Genomic DNA, 17440 nt, shown 5'->3' with positions numbered 1-17440 from the left:
CTTCCGCGTGCAGGACCGGGCCGGACTGGACCGGCAGCGCCAGCGCCAGCGCCAGCGCCAGCGCGGGGCGCTACGCGCCGGTGCTCGCGCGCGGCACGAGCCGCGTCGGCAGGGCCGCGGGCTCGGCGGCCGTGCCGTCGAGCGTCGCGAGGAGCCGCAGTGCCGCAGCCCGACCGAGGTCGGCGCCGGGCAGCGCCACGCTCGTCAGGGCCGGCGCGGTGACCGACGACGATGGCAGGTCGTCGAAGCCCGCGACCGCGAGCGCTCCGGGGACGGCGATGCCGAGCGCACCGGCGACCCGCAGCACTCCGTAGGCCAGGGTGTCCGCGGCCGCGACGACGGCGGTGACGTCGTCGTCCTGCCAGGCCTCGATGACGTGCTCGGTGGCCGAGGCCGCGGCCTCCACGGTCAGGTCGGCACGCGCGGTGACCTCGGAGACGGTGATGCCGGCGTCCGCGCAGGCCTGCTCGAACAGTTCGCGGCGCACGCCGAACGTCGTCGCTCGTGACGTGCCGTCGAGGTAGCCCACGTGCCGGTGCCCCTGGGCGTGCAGGTGGGCGACGAGGTCGTGCACGCCGGTGGAGAGGTCGTAGTTGACCGCTTCGGGCCCCCCGGGTGCGTCGAGCAGCACCACGGGGACGCTCGCCGACATCGGCTCCCCGGCGGCAGGTGCGTCGACCAGGATGCCGGCGGGCCGCAACCGTTCGAAGCGCCGGACGTCGGCCGCGACGGGCTGCGCGCCCCGCTCGGTGACGGAGAGCACGAGTTGGAACCGGTCGCCCAGGGTGTCGCGGACACCGCGGATGACCTCGGCGAAGAACGGGTTGGACAGGTCGGGGGCGATGAACACGACGAGGTCACCGCTGCCGCGCGCCAGTGAGCTCGCCGCGTGGTCGACGACGTAGCCGAGGTCGTCCACGGCGTCGCGGACCCGCGCGGCGATCGGCGCGGAGACCCGTCCGCGGTCCTTGCCGTTCACGACGAGGGAGACCGTGGCGATGCTCGTGCCCGCACGCTCGGCCACCATCGCAGCGGTCACACGACGGCTCGGAGCGGCGGGGGAGGGCACCCGTCGATGCTAGCGAGCGTGGTACTCGAACTTGACGTCAAGCGTTTGACGTGTTTCGATGTCAAACGCTTGACGCGCCGCGTCGCCAGCGTTCTGCCGGCTCGTGGACCCCCACCACGTCGAGCACTCACCTCGATTCCCCGAAGAAGTGGAGCGCCCAGCGTGCCCGATGCGACCCAGACCGCCGCGAAGATCATCCTCGACTGCGACCCCGGCCACGACGACGCCGTGGCGCTCCTGCTCGCCCACGGCAGCCCGGCCATCGAGCTGCTCGCCGTGACCACCGTCGTCGGCAACCAGACCCTGCCGAAGGTCACCCGCAACGCCCTCGCCGTCGCCCGCATCGCCGGAGTCACCGGGGTGCCGTTCGCCGCCGGCGCGGCCCGCCCGCTGCTGCGCCATATCGAGGTCGCTCCGGACATCCACGGCGAGAGCGGGCTCGACGGGCCGATGCTCCCCGAGCCGTCGTTCGACCTCGACGAGCGCCACGCCGTCGACCTGATCATCGACACCGTGATGGAGCACGAGCCCGGCACCGTCACCCTCGTGCCGACCGGCGGCCTGACGAACATCGCCCTCGCCGCCCGCAAGGAGCCCCGCATCGTCGAGCGCGTCAAGCAGGTCGTGCTCATGGGCGGCGGCGTGCACGTCGGCAACTGGAGCCCGGTCGCCGAGTTCAACATCGTCATCGACCCCGAGGCCGCGGCCATCGTGTTCGAGGCCGGCTGGGACGTCGTGATGGTCGGCCTCGACCTGACGCACCAGGCCCTCGCCACCCCCGAGGTCGCCGCGCGCATCGCCGGCGTCGGCACCGCCCCCGCCGCGTTCGTCGGCGAGCTGCTCGACTTCTTCGGCCAGACCTACAAGGACGCCCAGGGCTTCGACGCCCCGCCGGTCCACGACCCCTGTGCCGTTGCGTACGTCATCGACCCCACGATCGTCCGTGCCGTGAAGGTCCCGATCCGCATCGAGACCCAGGGCGCCCTGACCCTCGGCATGACCGTCGCCGACTTCCGCGCCCCCGCGCCCGCGGACTGCCGGACGAGCGCCGCGATGGAGCTCGACCACGGCCGGTTCTGGGACCTCGTCGTCGACGCCCTCGAGCGCATCGGTGAGACGGCCGACACCGGCTGGACCCCGCGAGCCGCTGCCGACGCCGTCGAAGCCGGCATCGCCACGGTGCCGAGCACCACCACGACCACCACGACCACCTCCAAGTCCACGTCCACGGAGATCTGAACACCATGACCACCACATCGACGAAGAAGTCGATCGGCGCCCTCACCGCCGCGCTCCTCGCCGCGTGCATCGCGTTCCAGCTGAACGCGAGCATGCTCAGCCCGGCCCTCGTCACGATGGCGCGCGAGCTCAACACCGACGACGCCACCATCGGCCTGTCGCAGACCCTGTACTTCACGCTCGCGGCGCTGTTCTCGCTGTTCCTGCCGCGGCTGTCCGACATCGTCGGCCGCAAGCGCGTGCTGATCGGCATGCTCGCCGTGATGCTCGTCGGCAGCATCGTCGCGGCACTCGCGGTGAACGTGCCGATGCTGTTCGCCGGCCGCATCATCCAGGGCGTCACCGGTCCGGTCGTCCCGATCTGCCTGCTCGTCCTGCGCAACGAGATCAGCGACCCGAAGCGCTACGGCGCCGCCCTCGGCCTGCTCACCGCGGTGAACGGCGGCATCGCGGGCGTCGACGCCCTGGCCGGCGGCTGGATCGCGACGAACTTCGGGTTCCGCGGGATCTTCTGGGTCATCGCCGTCGTCACCGTGGTCGCCCTGTTGCTGGTCGCCGTCTGGGGTGTCGAATCGAAGCCCTCCGCCGGCACCCGGATGGACTGGATCGGTGTCGTCCCGCTCGTGGTCAGCGTCGGCGCCCTGCTCACGGCGTTCAACGAGGCCGGCAAGCTCGGCGCCGCGAACCCGGTGCTCGTGGTCGGCGGCGTCGTCGTGGCGCTCGTCGCCTTCGCGGTGTTCTGGGCCGTCGAGTCGCGCGTGCGGGAGCCCCTGGTGGAGACGCGGTTCCTGAAGCGTCGTGCGACCTGGGCGCTGCTGGCGACGACGTTCCTCACCATGACGGGCGTCTTCGCGGTCGTGAACGGCCTGGTCACCTCGCTCGCGCAGAACGGTGACGCCGGCTTCGGGATGGAGCCCGACCTGGCATCGCTCGTGTTCCTGACCCCGTACGCACTGGTCGGCTGGATCGTCGGACCCTTCGCCGGGCGCCTCGCCCCGACCATCGGGTACCGCGCCGTCCTGCGGTTCGGGCTGATCGGCAGCATCGTCTCGACCGTCCTGATGGCGCTCGTCGGCGTGCACTCGCTGCCCGTCCTGGTGACCGCGACCGTGCTGATCGGCGTCACCTACGCCGGCATCGCGAACATCATCCTGAACGGCCTCGGCATCGTGCTGTCGCCCGAGTCGAACCCCGGGTTCCTGCCCGGCCTGAACGCCGGTGCGTTCAACCTCGGTGCCGGGGTCAGCTTCGCTGTCCTGCCCGCGCTGCAGATCGCGCTCGGCGTCGGCGGTTCCGCGGGCACCGCCGGGTACTCCGGTGGCATGCTGCTCGGGGCCGCGATCACGACCGTCGCGCTCGCGATCTCGTTCCTCATCCCCCGTCCGGAGAGCGCCGAGACCACGTCCGTCGCCCCGCAGAAGGAGACCGTCCGTTGACCGAGAGCATCGTCGTCGTCGGGTCGCTCAACGCGGACCTGGTGGTCCGCACCGAGCGCTTCCCCCAGCCGGGTGAGACCCTGCAGGGCTCCGACCTCGCGATCCTGCCCGGGGGCAAGTCCGCCAACCAGGCGGTGGCTGCCGGGAGGCTCGGGGGCACGGTGCGCATGATCGGTGCGGTCGGCGACGACGGGAACGGTGCGCTGCTCCGCGACTCCGTCGCGGCTGCGGGTGTCGACACGACGCACGTCGCCGTCCGGGAGGGCGTGGCCACCGGCACCGCCGTCATCACGGTCGACGCCGCAGGCGAGAACACCATCGTGATCTCCGCCGGGGCGAACGGCACGCTGACGCCCGACGACGTGCCGACCGATGCCCTCGACGACGCCGCGGTGCTCGGGCTCTGCCTCGAGGTCTCGATCGACGTCGTCCTCGCCGCCGCCCGGGCCGCTCACGCCGCCGGGGTCACGGTGCTCACGAACCTGTCGCCGTTCGGCGCCGTGCCGGCCGAGCTGCTCGAGCTGACCGACGTCCTGCTGGTGAACGAGCACGAGGCCGCAGCGCTCGGTGACCACGGCGTCGCGCGGTCGATCGTGACCCGGGGCGGTGCGGGCTGCGTCGTGCACGACGGGGGAGCCGCGCCGGTGTCGATCGACGCCGTGCGGGTCGAGCCGGTGGACACCACGGGCTGCGGCGACGCCTTCATGGGTGCGGTGGCGCTGCGCCTGGCCGCGGGGGACACCCTCGTCGAGGCCGCTCGGTTCGCGGTGGGGGTCGGGGCGTACGCCGCGACCAAGCCGGGCGCTCAGGCCTCGTACCCGACCACCGCCGCGCTGGAGGCGTTCCTGCGGGCGTAGGGCGGCCTCCCGTCGGCCCATGCCGGTGCAGACCGGTATCTTGCACGCATGCGCGTGGGAGTCCTCGACATCGGGTCCAACACCGGCCACTTGCTCGTGGTGGACGCGCACGGCGGAGCCGCGCCACTGCCGGCGTCGTCGTTCAAGCAGCCGCTGCGGCTGGCCGAGCACCTGGACGCCTCGGGCGCGGTGACGCAGCAGGGCATCGACGCGCTGACATCGTTCGTCGCCGACGCCGTCCGCGTCGCCGAGGAGCGCGGCTGCGAGGACATGCTCGCGTTCGCCACCTCGGCGGTGCGCGACGCCGGCAACTCCGAGGCCGTGCTCGCCCACGTCGAGTCGTCCACCGGGGTCGAGCTGGCTGTCCTGTCCGGCTCCGACGAGGCGCGGCTGACGTTCCTGGCCGTGCGCCGTTGGTTCGGGTGGTCGGCCGGCCGACTGGCGGTCTTCGACATCGGCGGTGGCTCGCTCGAGATCGCAGGCGGCGCCGACGAGGCACCGGACGTCGCGTGGTCGATGCCGATCGGCGCCGCACGTCTGGCGCGCTCGTACTTCGCCGCCGGTACCCCGTCCGACGACGACGTCCGTCGGATCCGGCACGAGATCCGCGTCGAGATCGCCCGGGACGCCGGGCTGCTGCTCCGCGCGGGGCGACCGGACCGCGCCGTGGCGACGTCGAAGACGTTCCGGTCGATCGCCCGCATCTGCGGCGCCGCGCCGTCCGCCGCCGGGCCGCTGGTGCCACGTGCCCTCGACGGCGACGTGCTGCGGCAGCGACTGCCCGGGCTGCTCACGATGTCGGTCGACGAGCTCACGGCGCTGCCGGGGGTCTCGGCGAGCCGGGCGCACCAGGTCGTGCCCGGGGCGCTCGTGGCCGAGGCGTGCCTGGACATCTTCGACCTGCCGGCCCTCGAGATCTGCCCGTGGGCGCTGCGCGAGGGCGTCATCCTCGAGCGGCTCGACCAGCTGTCGGTGCTCGGGACTCCGTGACAGCCGGTCGGTCTAACCGCGCGGCTGCCGGTCCGGCTGCCGGTCCGGCTGCCGTCGCTGCCTCGGCGGTGCGAGCAGCCACGGACGGATCAGCTTCGTCACGAACGGCAGCACCCAGAACGTCATGATCGGCGTGAGCACGACCGTCGTGATGAGCACGCGGGGCAGGATCGCGACGTGCGCGAACGCGGGGACGAGCCAGGCCATCAGGTACGTGAACGCGAGGTTCACCGGGAAGAAGCCGAGCCAGATGCTCACGGACTGCTTCCACCGCGGGGGAGCGCTCGAGGCCGGGGCGTCCTGCGGGACGTCGAACCACCCCTCGATGCCGGTGCGCTTCTCGACGCGGGACTCCACCACCAGGTCACGGCCCAGGTCGAGCCAGCGCAGCCGGTCGTCGGAGTTCTCCCACGTGGCCAGGGAGTCGTGGTCGGCGAACCGGTAGAGCATGTGCCACTCGCGGGACTGCGCCCGGGAACGCACCCACCCGGAGCCGAGGAAGCCGGGGTAGCGGTTCGCCAGGTTCACCCCGGACTGGACCCAGCGGGTCACCTCGGGGATCCGGTCCGGTTCGACCAGACGGGTGATGGAGACGGTGACGGGTGGGCCTGCGGTCTCGGATGACGACTGCAGGCTCCCAGGCTCTTGTGGAGTCATCCGACCAGTGTCCCCGATCGGTGTTACCGGCTCGTGTCGCAGCTCGTCAGTCGTCGGCGCGCCAGTGGGTAGGTTCGCGGTATGAGCGAGACCGAGCGGGGTCGGCACGAGACGCCGACGGAACGGTGGGACCGGAACTGGGCCGACATCCAGCAGGAGCTCCGGATCGTGCAGACCGGGACGCAGATCCTCGCCGGGTTCCTGCTGACGCTGCCGTTCCAGCAGCGGTTCACGGACCTGTCCGACCGGCAGGAGACGGTCTACCTCGTCCTGGTCGTCCTGGCGGTCGTCGTCACCGTGGTGGCGCTGTCCGCCGTGGCGACGCACCGGCTGGTGTTCCGCCAGCGTCAGAAGCACGACCTGGTCCGCGCCGGCAACGTCATCCTGCTCGCCGCACTCATCGCGAGTGCGCTGCTCTTCTCGGGAACGGTCTACTTCGTGTTCGACGTGGTGCTCGGCGGTGCGGGCGGTGTGATCGGCGGGGTCGCGGTGTTCGTGGCGACGGCGGCACTCTGGACCGCCCTGCCGTTCGGGTTGCGCCGGACCGAGCGGAACGCCGACCACGAGCACGAGCGTTCGTCGTCCGGCTGAACGGGTCCTCCGACGCGAGGAACGGGACGACCCCCGGAGCGGTCAGCTCGCCTGCTTCTTCGCGGCGGGCTTCTTGGCTGGTGCCTTCTTCGCCGGTGCCTTCTTCGGTGCCGTCTTCGCGGGGGCCTTCTCGGTCGTGCTCTCGGCAGCCTTCTTGGCTGGCGCCTTCTTCGACGGCGCCTTCCTGCCGGAGCCGGACGTGCCCGAGCCAGAACCCGACGACGACCGTGCGGTCGACGACGAACGCGACCCCGCGCCTCCTGTCCGCTTCTTGTCGACGGACGCACGCAGGGCGGCCATCAGGTCGAGTACGTCACCGCCCTCGTCGTCGTCCTCGTCGGCCTGTTCGCCGAACGTCTTCTCGGTGTCGATGTCGTCGCCGGCCTCGAGCTTGGCGTCGATCAGTTGCTGCAGCTCCTCCTGGTAGGAGTCGGTGTAGCGGTCGGGGTCGAAGTCGGTGGACATGCTCTCGACCAGCGATGACGACATCTTCAGCTCGTTGGCGCTGACCTTCACCGACGTGTCGAGCGTCTTGAAGTCGGCCGCGCGGACCTCGTCGCCCCAGAGCAGTCCCTGCAGCAGGATGACCTCGTCGTGCACTCGGAGTACCCCGAGCCGGGTCTTCTGGCGCAGGGTGAACTGCACGATCGCGAGCCGGTCGGTCTTCGCCAGGGTCTCGCGCAGCAGCACGTACGCCTTCGGGGAGCGCGAGTCGGGCTCCAGGTAGTAGGTCTTCTCGAACATCATCGGGTCGACCTGCTCGACGGGCACGAACTCGAGCACCTCGACCTCGTGCGACTGCTCCTCGGGGAGCTGCTTGAAGTCGTCCGCCGTGAGCACCACGGTCTTGTCGCCGTCGTCGTAGGCGCGCTGGATGTCGGCGTACTCGACCTCGTGGCCGAACTCGCACACCCGCTTGTAGCGGATGCGCCCCTTGTCCTCGTCGTGGACCTGGTGCAGGGACACGTCGTGCGTCTCGGTGGCCGCGTAGACCTTGATGGGCACGTTGACGAGCCCGAACGCGATGGAGCCCTTCCAGATCGACCTCATGGGCACATGATGCCCGCCCGTACGCGTCCGTGCCCGGAGCAGACGGCTCCTCCACAGGTCGGGCGCCCGGAGGATCGTTCCACGGATGCCTGGTTCGCTGGACCGCCGCGCGGCCGGCACGAGCACGATGGGCCCATGAGCCAGCTCGACAAGCAGGACCCGCGCGACCAGTTCCCCCGTCCGCCGTTCCCCGCGCAGACCCAGCAGGGGTCCGGGTTGGCGAGTGCGATGGACCCCGCCCCGGACCACGGGGAGACGAGCTACCTCGGCACCGGGCGGATGCGTGGGTACCGCCTGCTCGTCACGGGGGCCGATTCGGGCATCGGTCGCGCTGCGGCGATCGCGATGGCGAAGGAGGGCGCCGACGTCGCCCTGAACGCCCTGCCCGAGGAACGCGAGGACCTCGAACAGGTCCGCGACGTCATCGGTGACCTCGGGCGCAAGGCGGTGCTGCTGCCCGGTGACCTGACGGACGAAGCCTTCTGTGACGTCCTGGTGCAGGACGCCGTCAGCGAACTCGGTGGCCTGGACGCGCTCGTGCTGGTCGCGGGGCACCAGCAGGTGCACGAGGACGTCACGGAGCAGACCACCGAGGACTTCGACCGCACGATGAAGGTCAACCTGTACTCGCTGTTCTGGCTCGTCCGCGCGGCCGTCCCGCACATGGCACCGGGGAGCTCGATCGTCACGACCAGCTCGGTGTCCGCGTACCAGCCGCAGGACCGCATGATCGACTACGCCGCGACGAAGGCGGCGATCATCACGTACACGAACGGGCTCGCGCGGCAGCTCGCGAGCAAGGGCATCCGGGCCAACACGGTGGTGCCCGGGCCGGTGTGGACGCCCCTGCAGCCGATCAGCTACCCGGGCGACGAGATCGCCGCCTACGGCCAGGACACCCCGTTCGGCCGTCCTGCTCAGCCGGTCGAGCTCGGCAGCGCCTACGTCTACCTGGCCGGGCCCGAGTCGTCGTACACGTCCGGCACGACCCTGACGGTGGCGGGAGCGACCGGGGTGGCGCTGTGAGTCCCGCCTCGCGCAAGACCGTCGTCCTCGTCGGGGACCGGCGGCTCGCGCTCACGAACACCGACAAGGTGCTCTACCCCGAGACCGGCACCACGAAGGGTCGGGTGATCGAGTACTACGAGCGGGTCGCGCCGTGGATGATCCCGCACATCAAGGACCGTCCCGTGACCCGCAAGCGCTGGGCAAACGGTGTCGAGGGCAAGGTCTTCTTCGAGAAGAACCTGCCCGACTCGGCCCCCGACTGGGTGCGGCACCACACCATCCACCACTCGGAGCACGACAACGAGTACCCGATCGTCGATGACCTGCCGACCCTGGTGTGGATGGCGCAGCAGGCCGCGCTCGAACTGCACGTCCCGCAGTGGCGGTTCGGTCCCCGGGGCGCGCAGCAGAACCCGGACCGGCTCGTCCTCGACCTCGACCCGGGCGACGGCGTCGGGCTGCCCGAGTGCGTCGAGGTCGCCGTGGCCGCGCGCGAGATCCTGCACGGCATGGGGCTCGACCCGTACCCGGTGACGTCCGGCTCCAAGGGCATCCACCTGTACGCGGCCCTCGACGGCAAAGCCACGACCGCGCAGGTCTCCGACGTCGCCCACGAGCTGGCCAAGGCCCTCGAGACGGACCTGCCGGACCTGGTGCTGTCGTCGATGAGCCGTGCCGAGCGGAAGGGCAAGGTCTTCGTCGACTGGTCGCAGAACAACGGCAACAAGACGACCATCGCCCCGTACTCGCTGCGCGGCCGCGAGCGGCCGACGGTCGCAGCGCCCCGCACCTGGAAGGAGCTCGAGGAACGTGGGCTCGCGCAGCTCACGTTGGACGAGGTCCTCGAACGGCTGGAGGCCCGTGGGGACTTCCTGCACCCGGTCGCCTCCGCCTCACTGGCGGTCGGGCGTGACGACCACGGTCACTGGGACAGCGACCGGACCGAGCGCGCGAACGACGCCGAGCAGCCCGCACGTGACCGGCTCGCCGCCTACCGGGCGAAGCGGGACGCCTCGAAGACGCCGGAGCCCGTGCCCGAAGGCGCACCCACCGTGCGGAAGGACGGCACACCGACCTTCGTCATCCAGGAGCACCACGCCACCCGCGACCACTACGACTTCCGGCTCGAACACGACGGGGTGCTGGTGAGCTGGGCCCTGCCGAAGGGTGAACCCACCGACCCCGGCAAGAACCACCTGGCCGTGCAGACCGAGGACCACCCGCTCGAGTACGGCTCGTTCGAGGGCACGATCCCGAAGGACGAGTACGGCGGCGGCACCGTCACGATCTGGGACGACGGCACCTACGAGCTCGAGAAGTGGCGCGAGGGGCAGGAGGTCATCGTCACCCTGCACGGTCGGGCCGGTGGCGCTCGCCGCCTCGCGCTGTTGCACACCCGAGGCCGGGGCGGTGGTGACGAGAAGAACTGGCTCATCCACCGCACGAAGGAGCAACCCGAACGGCTGGCGGACGGCGGCGGCTCTGCCGGGCCGGCGGTCGCGCGACGGGCGGACCGGCCGTCGGACGGGCACGGCGATGCACACCGCGCCGGGCAGCGACGGATCAGCGGGGCCGCGGACGCCGAGACCCGGCCATCGGAGCGCCGGACGATGCAGGCGACCCTGGCCAAGGGCGAGCCTCGGCTGGACCCCGCCGACTGGGCCTTCGAGATGAAGTGGGACGGGGTGCGCGCGCTGGCGACGGTCCGCGACGGGTCGGTGACCCTGCGCAGCCGCAACGACAACGACCTGACGGCCCAGTACCCCGAGCTGCAGGAACTGGGCGAGCGGGCCGGCGTGGACGGCGTGTTCGACGGTGAGATCGTGGCCGTCGACGATCGTGGCCGACCCTCGTTCCAGCTGCTCCAGAACCGCATGGGCCTGACGAAGGCGCGCGAGGTCCGGAGCGCGCAGGAGACGACGCCCGTGCGGTTCCTGCTGTTCGACGTGCTCGAGGCGGACGGGCACGAGCTCACGCGGCTCGGCTACGACGCCCGGCGGCAGGCACTCGAGACGGTCGTGGAACCCGGCGGTGCGATCGACGTGCCGCAGGCGGCGCAGGGCGACCTCGACGCGGTGCTGGCTGCATCGCGCGAGCAGGGCCTCGAGGGCGTGGTCGCGAAGAAGCGGTCGTCGAAGTACGCCGAGGGCCGGCGGTCCGAGGCCTGGCTGAAGCTCAAGCACCACGCCACGCAGGAAGTCGTCGTCGGTGGCTGGAAGCCGGGCAGCGGGCGGCGTGCCGACGGGATCGGGTCGCTGTTGCTCGGGGTGCCCGGCCCTGACGGGCTGGAGTACGTGGGCAAGGTCGGCACCGGGTTCCGTGACCGCGACCTCGACGAGATCGCCGCTGTCCTCGCACCGCTGGAACGGAAGACCCCGCCGTTCGTCGACGTCCCTCGACCTGACGCGCGGGATGCGCACTGGGTCACGCCGAAGCGCGTCGGCGAGGTCGAGTTCGCCGAGTGGACCGGCGACGGACGGCTCCGGCAGCCGTCCTGGCGCGGGTGGCGGGTGGACAAGGACCCGGACGACGTCGTGCGGGAGACCTGACCCGCGCTTCGGGCTCGGCCCCGCATGCGTGCGCATGGGGTCCGCCACTGGCGAACATCCGTCCCCCGTACCGAGTCTGCGCGGGGGACAGTATCGGCACCGCTGGCCACGATCGGCCATCGGCTGTTACGTTCGCCGGGACGAAGGGGGCTTCGAGGATGAACTCGAGCAAGTACCTGCCGCCCTACACGGCCGCAGAACGCGTCGCGATCACGGGGGACGACCTGTCGCAACGGACCGTCGAACCGGGTAGCGGCACCACGGAGACCGAGGTCCGGTACGCGGACTTCCTCGCCGACGAGGACGACGACTGACCGGGACGGCCTGGATGCCTGACCGGGACGGCCTGTACACCTGACCGCTCGACGGGCCCGACGGCCCGCACGCTGGATCAGGGAGCGCACGGACCGTCGCCGAGGCACGTGACCAGCCGGTTCAGGGAGACCGACCACGAAGCCCCGCACCGGGCTCGCCGCAGCGCAACCGGTGGGTCCACTGGTGAGACGTGCCGAGTGGCCGGATCGTCACACGAGCGGCAAGAAGAATCGCCGGGCGACCTCGATAGTCGCCCGGCGATGTCGTCGATCCGGGGGGATCCCGTCGGATCAGGACGGGGTCAGGCCGCTGGTGCGGGGCCGTCGGCGGGCACCGCGTGGTCGGCCACGGGCGCGTCTTCCTCGATGAGCTCGTCCTCTTCCGGCTCGACCACCTCGGCCGCGGCGGCCTTGGCTTCGTCGATGGACTCCTGGGAACGGCGGAGCAGGTCGTCGTCGTGTGCTGCCTGATCGGTCATGCCCAGGAATCTACGCGGGCGTCCCTGTGCCGGCGTCCCGACGGCGGACACCGTGCGTCGGGTCGTGCCGGCCGATGTGCGGTGGCTCGAAGTCCACCGCGGACGTCGGTGCTGGTGTTGAGGGCATCGCCGGGGCGGCCGGCGCGCCGAACGCGTCGGCGGCGTCGAGCACCGCACGGGTGGCGGCGACAGCGGTCCGGAGCGCATCGCGGACGGGCATCGCCCGGTGCGCCGGGGTCCGGACCTCGACGCCCCACGGCTCGTCGAACCCGAGCTCGCGCACGGTCCGCACGAAGCCGGGCAGGTCCCACGCTCCGGCGCCGGGCAGGTACCGGGCCGTCCGGGACTCCTCGGCGAGGGTCATCCCGCTCGGTGTGTGCAGCAGTCCGTCGCTCAGTTCCACGGCTGCGAGGACCCCCGGTGCGACGCCCTGCCGGATGGACGCCAGGGTGGAACCGCCGCGGAGCGCGTGCATGGCGTCGATGAGCAGGCCGCCGTTGGGGTGTCCGGCAGCGGCGACGAAGCGGGAGGCCCGTTCGATCGTGGGCAGTTTCGACCATGGTTCCTGTTCGAGCACGAGCTGCGCTCCGACGGCCTCGGCCTGGTCGGCGAGCACGACCCAGTCGTCGGCCATCGTCGCGGGGGAGGCTCCGGCCAACGAGGTGTCGGCGCGCGCCACCACCTGCCAGGCGCTCAGCGTCGCCGCGGCCTCGAGCACGACCCCGCGGTCGGCGTCCTCGTCCTGCGTGCGGCTCGTGCACGTCCACCACCGGTCGAGCGGTCCGAGCTGGACCCAGACGATGCCGGCGGCGTCGAGCATGCGGCGCAGTTCGGCGAAGCCCGTCGTCGCACGGACCTCGTGCAGGTCGTCGAGGGACAGCGACAGGCCCGCGAACCCCGCGGCACCGACGGCGTGCACGCGGTCGCGGACGCTCTCGTCGCCCGCCCACGTCCAGGACGTGGCGAGCAGATCGTGTTCCAGCACGGTGGTACCTCCGGCAGTCCCGAGGTGTCCGCGTCGCCCCGTCGCGATGCGCCGCCTCGTGTCCGTCGCAGGCCCCACCCGCGACGATGCCCAAGACTTACCCGTGCTGCCTGCGAACGCTCCCAGCCCGTCGACACATCGCCGACACGTGCTTCAGACGATCCGGGTCCGGACCTCGCCGACGCCGGCGATCGTGCCGACGAGCACGGCGCCGCGTTCCAGCACGCCGACACCCTCAGGAGTACCGGTCATCACGAGGTCGCCGGGCGCGAGCGCCACGGACCGTGACAGGGCCGCGATCGTCTCCGCGACCGACCAGATCTGGTCGGCCAGGTCGCCCGACTGCCGGAGTCCCCCGTCCACCGCCAGCTCGATCGCGCCGCTGGTCGGGTCGACCTCGGCCGCCGGGGTGAGCGCCCCGATCGGTGCCGAGGCGTCGAAGCCCTTGGCCGTGTCCCACGGTCGCCCGAGTCGCTTCGCCTCGGCCTGCAGGTCGCGGCGGGTGAGGTCGATCCCGACGGCGTACCCCCAGACGTGTGCGAGGGCGTCGCCGACGGCGATGTCCGTGCCGCCGGTGCCGATCGCGACGACGAGCTCGACCTCGTGCTCCAGTTGCTGCGTCAGCGGCGGGTACGGGGTGTCGGCGCCGTCGACCACGACCGCATAGGCCGGCTTGGTGAAGAAGAACGGCGGCTCGCGGTCCGGGTCGTGGCCCATCTCGCGCGCGTGAGCGGCGTAGTTCCGGCCGACGCAGAACACGCGGCGGACGGGGAAACGCGCGCCCGTCGTCGTGGGCACGGTCGGGAGGCTCGGGGCCGGGATGACGAGTTCGGTCACGGTCCCAGCGTGGCAGGCTCGCAGGGCATCGGTTCAGCTCTCGCCGAAGGACGCCTCGTCCTTGAGCTTCCGCGCCCGGGCGCGCTCCTGCCGTTCGCGCCATTCGATCCGCGCCTGGCGGAGTTCTTCCTCGGCGCCCTTCGCCCGCATCATGGGACCGTAGTGCGGGTCTGCCAGCAGTGCGGGCGTCGTCAGTTCGCGTCCGTCGAGCCAGCGCTTGAAGTCCTTGTCACTCAGCTTCGAGATCATCGTTCGCTCCTTCGTTCGTCGCTGCGGTCAGGTCGTCGAGTGCCTGGCCGACCCAGCGGTCGTCAGCGGTCGTCCAACTGCGGGTCACCAGCGCAGCGGACATCACACCGGCAGCCGCGCGCTCTCCTTCGTCGTCCGAGGTCGCCCGGTCGGCGACCTATGACCAACGCTGCCACCACAGGTCGCGGTGCACCGAGAACTCTGCATTTCGCCGTGCTGCGCGCCCCTCGAGCACCGAGGCGACGAGCGCGCCCAGCGCGACGGACGCGCTCGTGACCGACACGAGCGCGCTGATCCAGCCGATGTCCATGCCGGAACCCTGACAGCACGGAACCGGCCACGCGGCGGGCGTGACCGGTCCTGTGGAAGGTGCTCCGGGCCTCCGGGCCTGTGGAGGAACGCGTCAGTTGCCGGGCGCAGCCGCCTCGGTCTCGCCCGCACCCGGGTCGCCGCCGGTGCCGCCGCTGGCCGGCTCGTCCTGCGGCCAGCCCGCGAACTCCCAGCCGGCGAGCGACGGGTGGTCCTCGCCCCTCGTGTACGCGAACGTCCGTGCAGCGTCACGCGCCTCGGACAGCTTCGTGAGCAGGTCGGCGTGCACCTCGGCGTCCACCCGCGTCAGGGCGTCGTGGGCCAGGGCGAAGCGGTCCATCTCGTTGCGCATGAGCATGTCGAACGGCGAGGTCGTCGTGCCCTGCTCGAGGAACCCGTGCACGTGCAGGTCGTCGTGTCCGTTCCGGCGGTACGTCAGCTGGTGCACGAGGGTCGGGTACCCGTGGAACGCGAAGACCGTGGGCGTGCCGGGCAGGAAGAGCGCGTCGTACTGCTCGTCCGGGATCGGGTGCTCGTGCTTGCGCGGGTCGCCGAGCGCCAGCAGGTCGACGACGTTGAGCACGCGGACCCCGACGCCGGGAGCGTGCTTCCGGATGATGTCGGTGGCGGCGATCGCCTCGACCGTGGGGACGTCACCGGCGCAGGCGAGCACGACGTCGACCTTCCCGACGGCCTGCTCGGTGCCGGCGAAGTCCCAGACGCCGAGTCCGGCCTCCACGTGCGCGACCGCGTCGTCGAGGGACAGGAAGACCGGTTCCGGGTGCTTGCCCGCGACGATCACCTCGATGCGGTCCGTGGTCTCCATCGCGTGCGCGGCGACGGCGAGCAGCGTGTTGGCGTCGGCCGGCAGCTTGATCCGGACGAGGTCCTGCTGTTTCGACGCGACGACGTCGAGGAACCCGGGGTCCTGATGGGAGAACCCGTTGTGGTCCTGTCGCCAGACGTGCGACGACAGCAGCAGCGACAGGTTGGAGACCGGGACGCGCCAGTCGATGTCGGTCGAGGACTCCAGCCACTTGGCGTACTGCCCGACCATCGAGTCGATGATGTGGGCGAACGCCTCGTAGGTGTTGAGCATCCCGTGCCGACCGGACAGCACGTAGCCCTCGAGCATTCCCTCGAGCAGGTGCTCGGACAGGACCTCGGTGACCCGCCCGCGTGCGGCGAGGTGCTCGTCGCCGGCAGCGCGCTGGGCCCGCCACACGCGCGAGGTCACGTCGAACACGGCGTCGAGCTTGTTCGAGATCGTCTCGTCCGGACCGAACAGCCGGAAGTTCGAGGGGTTCTTCTCGATGAGCGCGGCGAGCCAGGGGCCGAGCGTGCCCGTCGCCGAAGCCGTCGAACCGGCCTCGGCCGCGTACGGCTCGAGCGGCGGCCGGTCGAGCGCGGTCCGGATCCGACCGCCGTTGCCGTGCGGCGTGGCGCTCATCCGCCCGTCACCGGTCGGGCGGATCGTGGTCATGATGCCGACCGGGTGGCCGTCCTCGTCGAAGAGCTCCTCCGGACGGTACGAGCGCATCCACTCCTCGAGCTGGGCACGGTGACCGTCGTCCTCGCGTACCGCGGGCAGCGGCACCTGGTGGGCGCGGAAGGTCCCCTCGACCTGCTCGCCGTCGACCTCCTTCGGGCCGGTCCAGCCCTTCGGGGTGCGCAGCACGATCATCGGCCAGCGCGGACGCAGGTCCGTGGCGCCGGCGGGCTGCCCCGCGGCGGCACGGGCGGCCTGGGCGCGTGCGGCGGCCTGGATGTCGTCGATGCCGGCGAGGGCGCGTCGCAGGGCACCGTCGAACAGGGCGTGGACCGCGTACGGGTCGTCGTCGACGCGTCGGGAGTCGACCACGATCGGGTCGTAGCCGAGCCCGCGGAAGTACGCGGTGAGGTCCTCGTCGGGGATGCGGGCCAGAACGGTCGGGTTCGCGATCTTCCAACCGTTGAGGTTGAGGATCGGCAGGACGGCTCCGTCGGAGACCGGGTCGAGGAACGTGTGCGCCTGCCACGACCCGGCGAGCGGACCGGTCTCGGCTTCACCGTCACCGACCACGCACGCGACGACGAGGTCCGGGTTGTCGAGCGCCGCACCGTAGGCGTGCGACAGCGAGTAGCCGAGCTCACCGCCCTCGTTGATGGAGCCGGGGGTCTCCGGGGCGGCGTGTGAGGGGATGCCGCCGGGGAACGAGAACTGGCGGAAGAACCGCTGCAGGTCGGTGTCCTGGTACAGCTCGTTCCACGTGCCGTCCAGCCAGGCGTTCGCGTTCATCGCCGGGCCGCCGTGCCCCGGGCCGCAGATGTACAGGAACTCGCGACCGGTCTCCGTGATCAGCGCGTTGCAGTGCGCGTACACGAGGTTCAGTGCCGGCGATGTGCCCCAGTGGCCGAGCAGACGCGGCTTGACGTCGTCCGGTTCGATCGGCCTGGTGAGCAGCGGGTTGTCCAGCAGGTAGATCTGCCCGACCGTCAGGTAGTTGGCGGCGCGCCACCAGGCGTCGACCGCCCGGAGCCGGTCGGTGGTGGAGATGTGTGCTGGAGCCATGGGTACACGGTACGAAACAGCGGGTTGCAGCACCTCAGGAAACTCGTCCCAAACCGTTCGGGCGGGGGTGCCGAATCACTTGCACAGGGCAAAAGCCCAGGGCGCTCTCCGGTCACAGTTGGCCGGGCTGCAGCTTGCTCACAGCAAGCGTGCACACAGCGTGCACGTTCGGCCACCGGCCGGAGCGCCCCAGAGCAAAGGACTGATCACGATGCGTACGAGCCTCAAGACCTCCATCACCCTCGCCACGACCGGCGCCCTCGTCCTCGG

17 protein-coding genes are annotated in these 17440 nt (G+C 71.4%); 8 read left to right on the top strand and 9 right to left on the bottom strand.

Going from position 1 to position 17440, the window contains the following annotated elements:
* Positions 1-70 precede the first annotated feature (70 nt).
* The gene (locus DEJ17_RS11640) at positions 71-1069 is read right to left on the bottom strand and encodes a LacI family DNA-binding transcriptional regulator (RefSeq protein ID WP_258366780.1); all 999 of its coding nucleotides are present in this window, start codon (positions 1067-1069) and stop codon (positions 71-73) included.
* A gap of 162 nt (positions 1070-1231) precedes the next feature.
* On the opposite strand from DEJ17_RS11640, the gene DEJ17_RS11635 reads away from it, so the two are divergent.
* Genes DEJ17_RS11635 through DEJ17_RS11620 form a run of 4 tightly spaced genes read left to right on the top strand, consistent with a single transcriptional unit; the run spans position 1232 to position 5591 of the window.
* Positions 1232-2308 carry a nucleoside hydrolase gene (locus DEJ17_RS11635; protein WP_258366779.1) on the top strand — a complete coding sequence of 359 codons (1077 nt, stop codon included), beginning with the start codon at positions 1232-1234 and terminating at the stop codon, positions 2306-2308.
* Positions 2309-2313: 5 nt separating this feature from the next.
* Positions 2314-3744, top strand: a complete 1431-nt coding sequence (locus DEJ17_RS11630; protein WP_110894018.1) for an MFS transporter — start codon at positions 2314-2316, stop codon at positions 3742-3744.
* On the top strand, positions 3741-4601 hold the full coding sequence (locus DEJ17_RS11625) for a ribokinase (protein ID WP_110894016.1): 861 nt from the start codon (positions 3741-3743) through the stop codon (positions 4599-4601). The genes DEJ17_RS11630 and DEJ17_RS11625 overlap by 4 nt, the downstream gene beginning before the upstream one ends.
* Positions 4602-4649: 48 nt before the next feature.
* Positions 4650-5591, top strand: coding sequence for a Ppx/GppA family phosphatase (locus DEJ17_RS11620; protein ID WP_110894014.1), 942 nt, complete (start codon positions 4650-4652; stop codon positions 5589-5591).
* 12 nt (positions 5592-5603) lie between these two features.
* Here DEJ17_RS11620 and DEJ17_RS11615 read toward each other — a convergent pair whose 3' ends face one another.
* Entirely contained in the window at positions 5604-6248 is a 645-nt protein-coding gene (locus DEJ17_RS11615; protein WP_110894012.1) for an antibiotic biosynthesis monooxygenase, read from the bottom strand.
* An 81-nt stretch (positions 6249-6329) separates the two neighbouring features.
* Between DEJ17_RS11615 and DEJ17_RS11610 the strand changes: the two genes are divergently transcribed.
* On the top strand, positions 6330-6839 hold the full coding sequence (locus DEJ17_RS11610) for a DUF6328 family protein (RefSeq protein WP_110894010.1): 510 nt from the start codon (positions 6330-6332) through the stop codon (positions 6837-6839).
* A gap of 42 nt (positions 6840-6881) precedes the next feature.
* Here the strand turns inward: DEJ17_RS11610 and DEJ17_RS11605 are convergent, their stop codons facing one another.
* Positions 6882-7889 carry a Ku protein gene (locus DEJ17_RS11605; protein ID WP_110894008.1) on the bottom strand — a complete coding sequence of 336 codons (1008 nt, stop codon included), beginning with the start codon at positions 7887-7889 and terminating at the stop codon, positions 6882-6884.
* A gap of 135 nt (positions 7890-8024) precedes the next feature.
* On the opposite strand from DEJ17_RS11605, the gene DEJ17_RS11600 reads away from it, so the two are divergent.
* From DEJ17_RS11600 to DEJ17_RS17810, 3 genes are all read left to right on the top strand, one after another.
* A complete protein-coding gene (locus tag DEJ17_RS11600; RefSeq protein ID WP_110894006.1) occupies positions 8025-8915 on the top strand; it encodes an SDR family oxidoreductase in 891 nt (296 codons plus the stop codon).
* A complete protein-coding gene (locus DEJ17_RS11595; RefSeq protein ID WP_110894004.1) occupies positions 8912-11446 on the top strand; it encodes an ATP-dependent DNA ligase in 2535 nt (844 codons plus the stop codon). The genes DEJ17_RS11600 and DEJ17_RS11595 overlap by 4 nt, the downstream gene beginning before the upstream one ends.
* Positions 11447-11604: 158 nt before the next feature.
* Positions 11605-11760, top strand: a complete 156-nt coding sequence (locus tag DEJ17_RS17810; RefSeq protein WP_181421150.1) for a hypothetical protein — start codon at positions 11605-11607, stop codon at positions 11758-11760.
* Between the two features lie 302 nt (positions 11761-12062).
* Here DEJ17_RS17810 and DEJ17_RS17805 read toward each other — a convergent pair whose 3' ends face one another.
* The 6 genes from DEJ17_RS17805 to DEJ17_RS11575 all read right to left on the bottom strand — a co-directional run bounded on the left by DEJ17_RS17805 (position 12063) and on the right by DEJ17_RS11575 (position 17170).
* Positions 12063-12239 carry a hypothetical protein gene (locus DEJ17_RS17805; RefSeq protein WP_181421149.1) on the bottom strand — a complete coding sequence of 59 codons (177 nt, stop codon included), beginning with the start codon at positions 12237-12239 and terminating at the stop codon, positions 12063-12065.
* Positions 12240-12249: 10 nt separating this feature from the next.
* On the bottom strand, positions 12250-13224 hold the full coding sequence (locus tag DEJ17_RS11590) for a sugar phosphate isomerase/epimerase (protein ID WP_181421148.1): 975 nt from the start codon (positions 13222-13224) through the stop codon (positions 12250-12252).
* Positions 13225-13377: 153 nt separating this feature from the next.
* On the bottom strand, positions 13378-14061 hold the full coding sequence (locus DEJ17_RS11585) for a fumarylacetoacetate hydrolase family protein (protein ID WP_110894000.1): 684 nt from the start codon (positions 14059-14061) through the stop codon (positions 13378-13380).
* Positions 14062-14094: 33 nt separating this feature from the next.
* Entirely contained in the window at positions 14095-14310 is a 216-nt protein-coding gene (locus tag DEJ17_RS11580; RefSeq protein WP_110893998.1) for a hypothetical protein, read from the bottom strand.
* Between the two features lie 157 nt (positions 14311-14467).
* Entirely contained in the window at positions 14468-14620 is a 153-nt protein-coding gene (locus DEJ17_RS17800; protein ID WP_181421147.1) for a hypothetical protein, read from the bottom strand.
* 93 nt (positions 14621-14713) lie between these two features.
* The gene (locus DEJ17_RS11575) at positions 14714-17170 is read right to left on the bottom strand and encodes a phosphoketolase (protein WP_110893996.1); all 2457 of its coding nucleotides are present in this window, start codon (positions 17168-17170) and stop codon (positions 14714-14716) included.
* Positions 17171-17440: the final 270 nt, after the last annotated feature.

It is taken from the genome of Curtobacterium sp. MCSS17_011 (assembly GCF_003224275.1).
Taxonomy (GTDB): domain Bacteria; phylum Actinomycetota; class Actinomycetes; order Actinomycetales; family Microbacteriaceae; genus Curtobacterium.
The sequence above is the reverse complement of the archived record's forward strand: the minus strand, read 5'-3'. Positions and strand labels throughout refer to the sequence as shown.

Excerpts from the sequence above, each read along its gene's own strand:
- DEJ17_RS11630 (WP_110894018.1), top strand. The coding sequence starts at position 2,314 with ATGACCACCACATCGACGAAGAAGTCGATCGGCGCCCTCACCGCCGCG.
- DEJ17_RS17800 (WP_181421147.1), bottom strand. The coding sequence starts at position 14,620 with ATGGACATCGGCTGGATCAGCGCGCTCGTGTCGGTCACGAGCGCGTCC.
- DEJ17_RS11610 (WP_110894010.1), top strand. The coding sequence starts at position 6,330 with ATGAGCGAGACCGAGCGGGGTCGGCACGAGACGCCGACGGAACGGTGG.
- DEJ17_RS11575 (WP_110893996.1), bottom strand. The coding sequence starts at position 17,170 with ATGGCTCCAGCACACATCTCCACCACCGACCGGCTCCGGGCGGTCGAC.
- DEJ17_RS17805 (WP_181421149.1), bottom strand. The coding sequence starts at position 12,239 with ATGACCGATCAGGCAGCACACGACGACGACCTGCTCCGCCGTTCCCAG.
- DEJ17_RS11620 (WP_110894014.1), top strand. The coding sequence starts at position 4,650 with ATGCGCGTGGGAGTCCTCGACATCGGGTCCAACACCGGCCACTTGCTC.
- DEJ17_RS11615 (WP_110894012.1), bottom strand. The coding sequence starts at position 6,248 with ATGACTCCACAAGAGCCTGGGAGCCTGCAGTCGTCATCCGAGACCGCA.
- DEJ17_RS11605 (WP_110894008.1), bottom strand. The coding sequence starts at position 7,889 with ATGAGGTCGATCTGGAAGGGCTCCATCGCGTTCGGGCTCGTCAACGTG.
- DEJ17_RS17810 (WP_181421150.1), top strand. The coding sequence starts at position 11,605 with ATGAACTCGAGCAAGTACCTGCCGCCCTACACGGCCGCAGAACGCGTC.
- DEJ17_RS11580 (WP_110893998.1), bottom strand. The coding sequence starts at position 14,310 with ATGATCTCGAAGCTGAGTGACAAGGACTTCAAGCGCTGGCTCGACGGA.
- DEJ17_RS11600 (WP_110894006.1), top strand. The coding sequence starts at position 8,025 with ATGAGCCAGCTCGACAAGCAGGACCCGCGCGACCAGTTCCCCCGTCCG.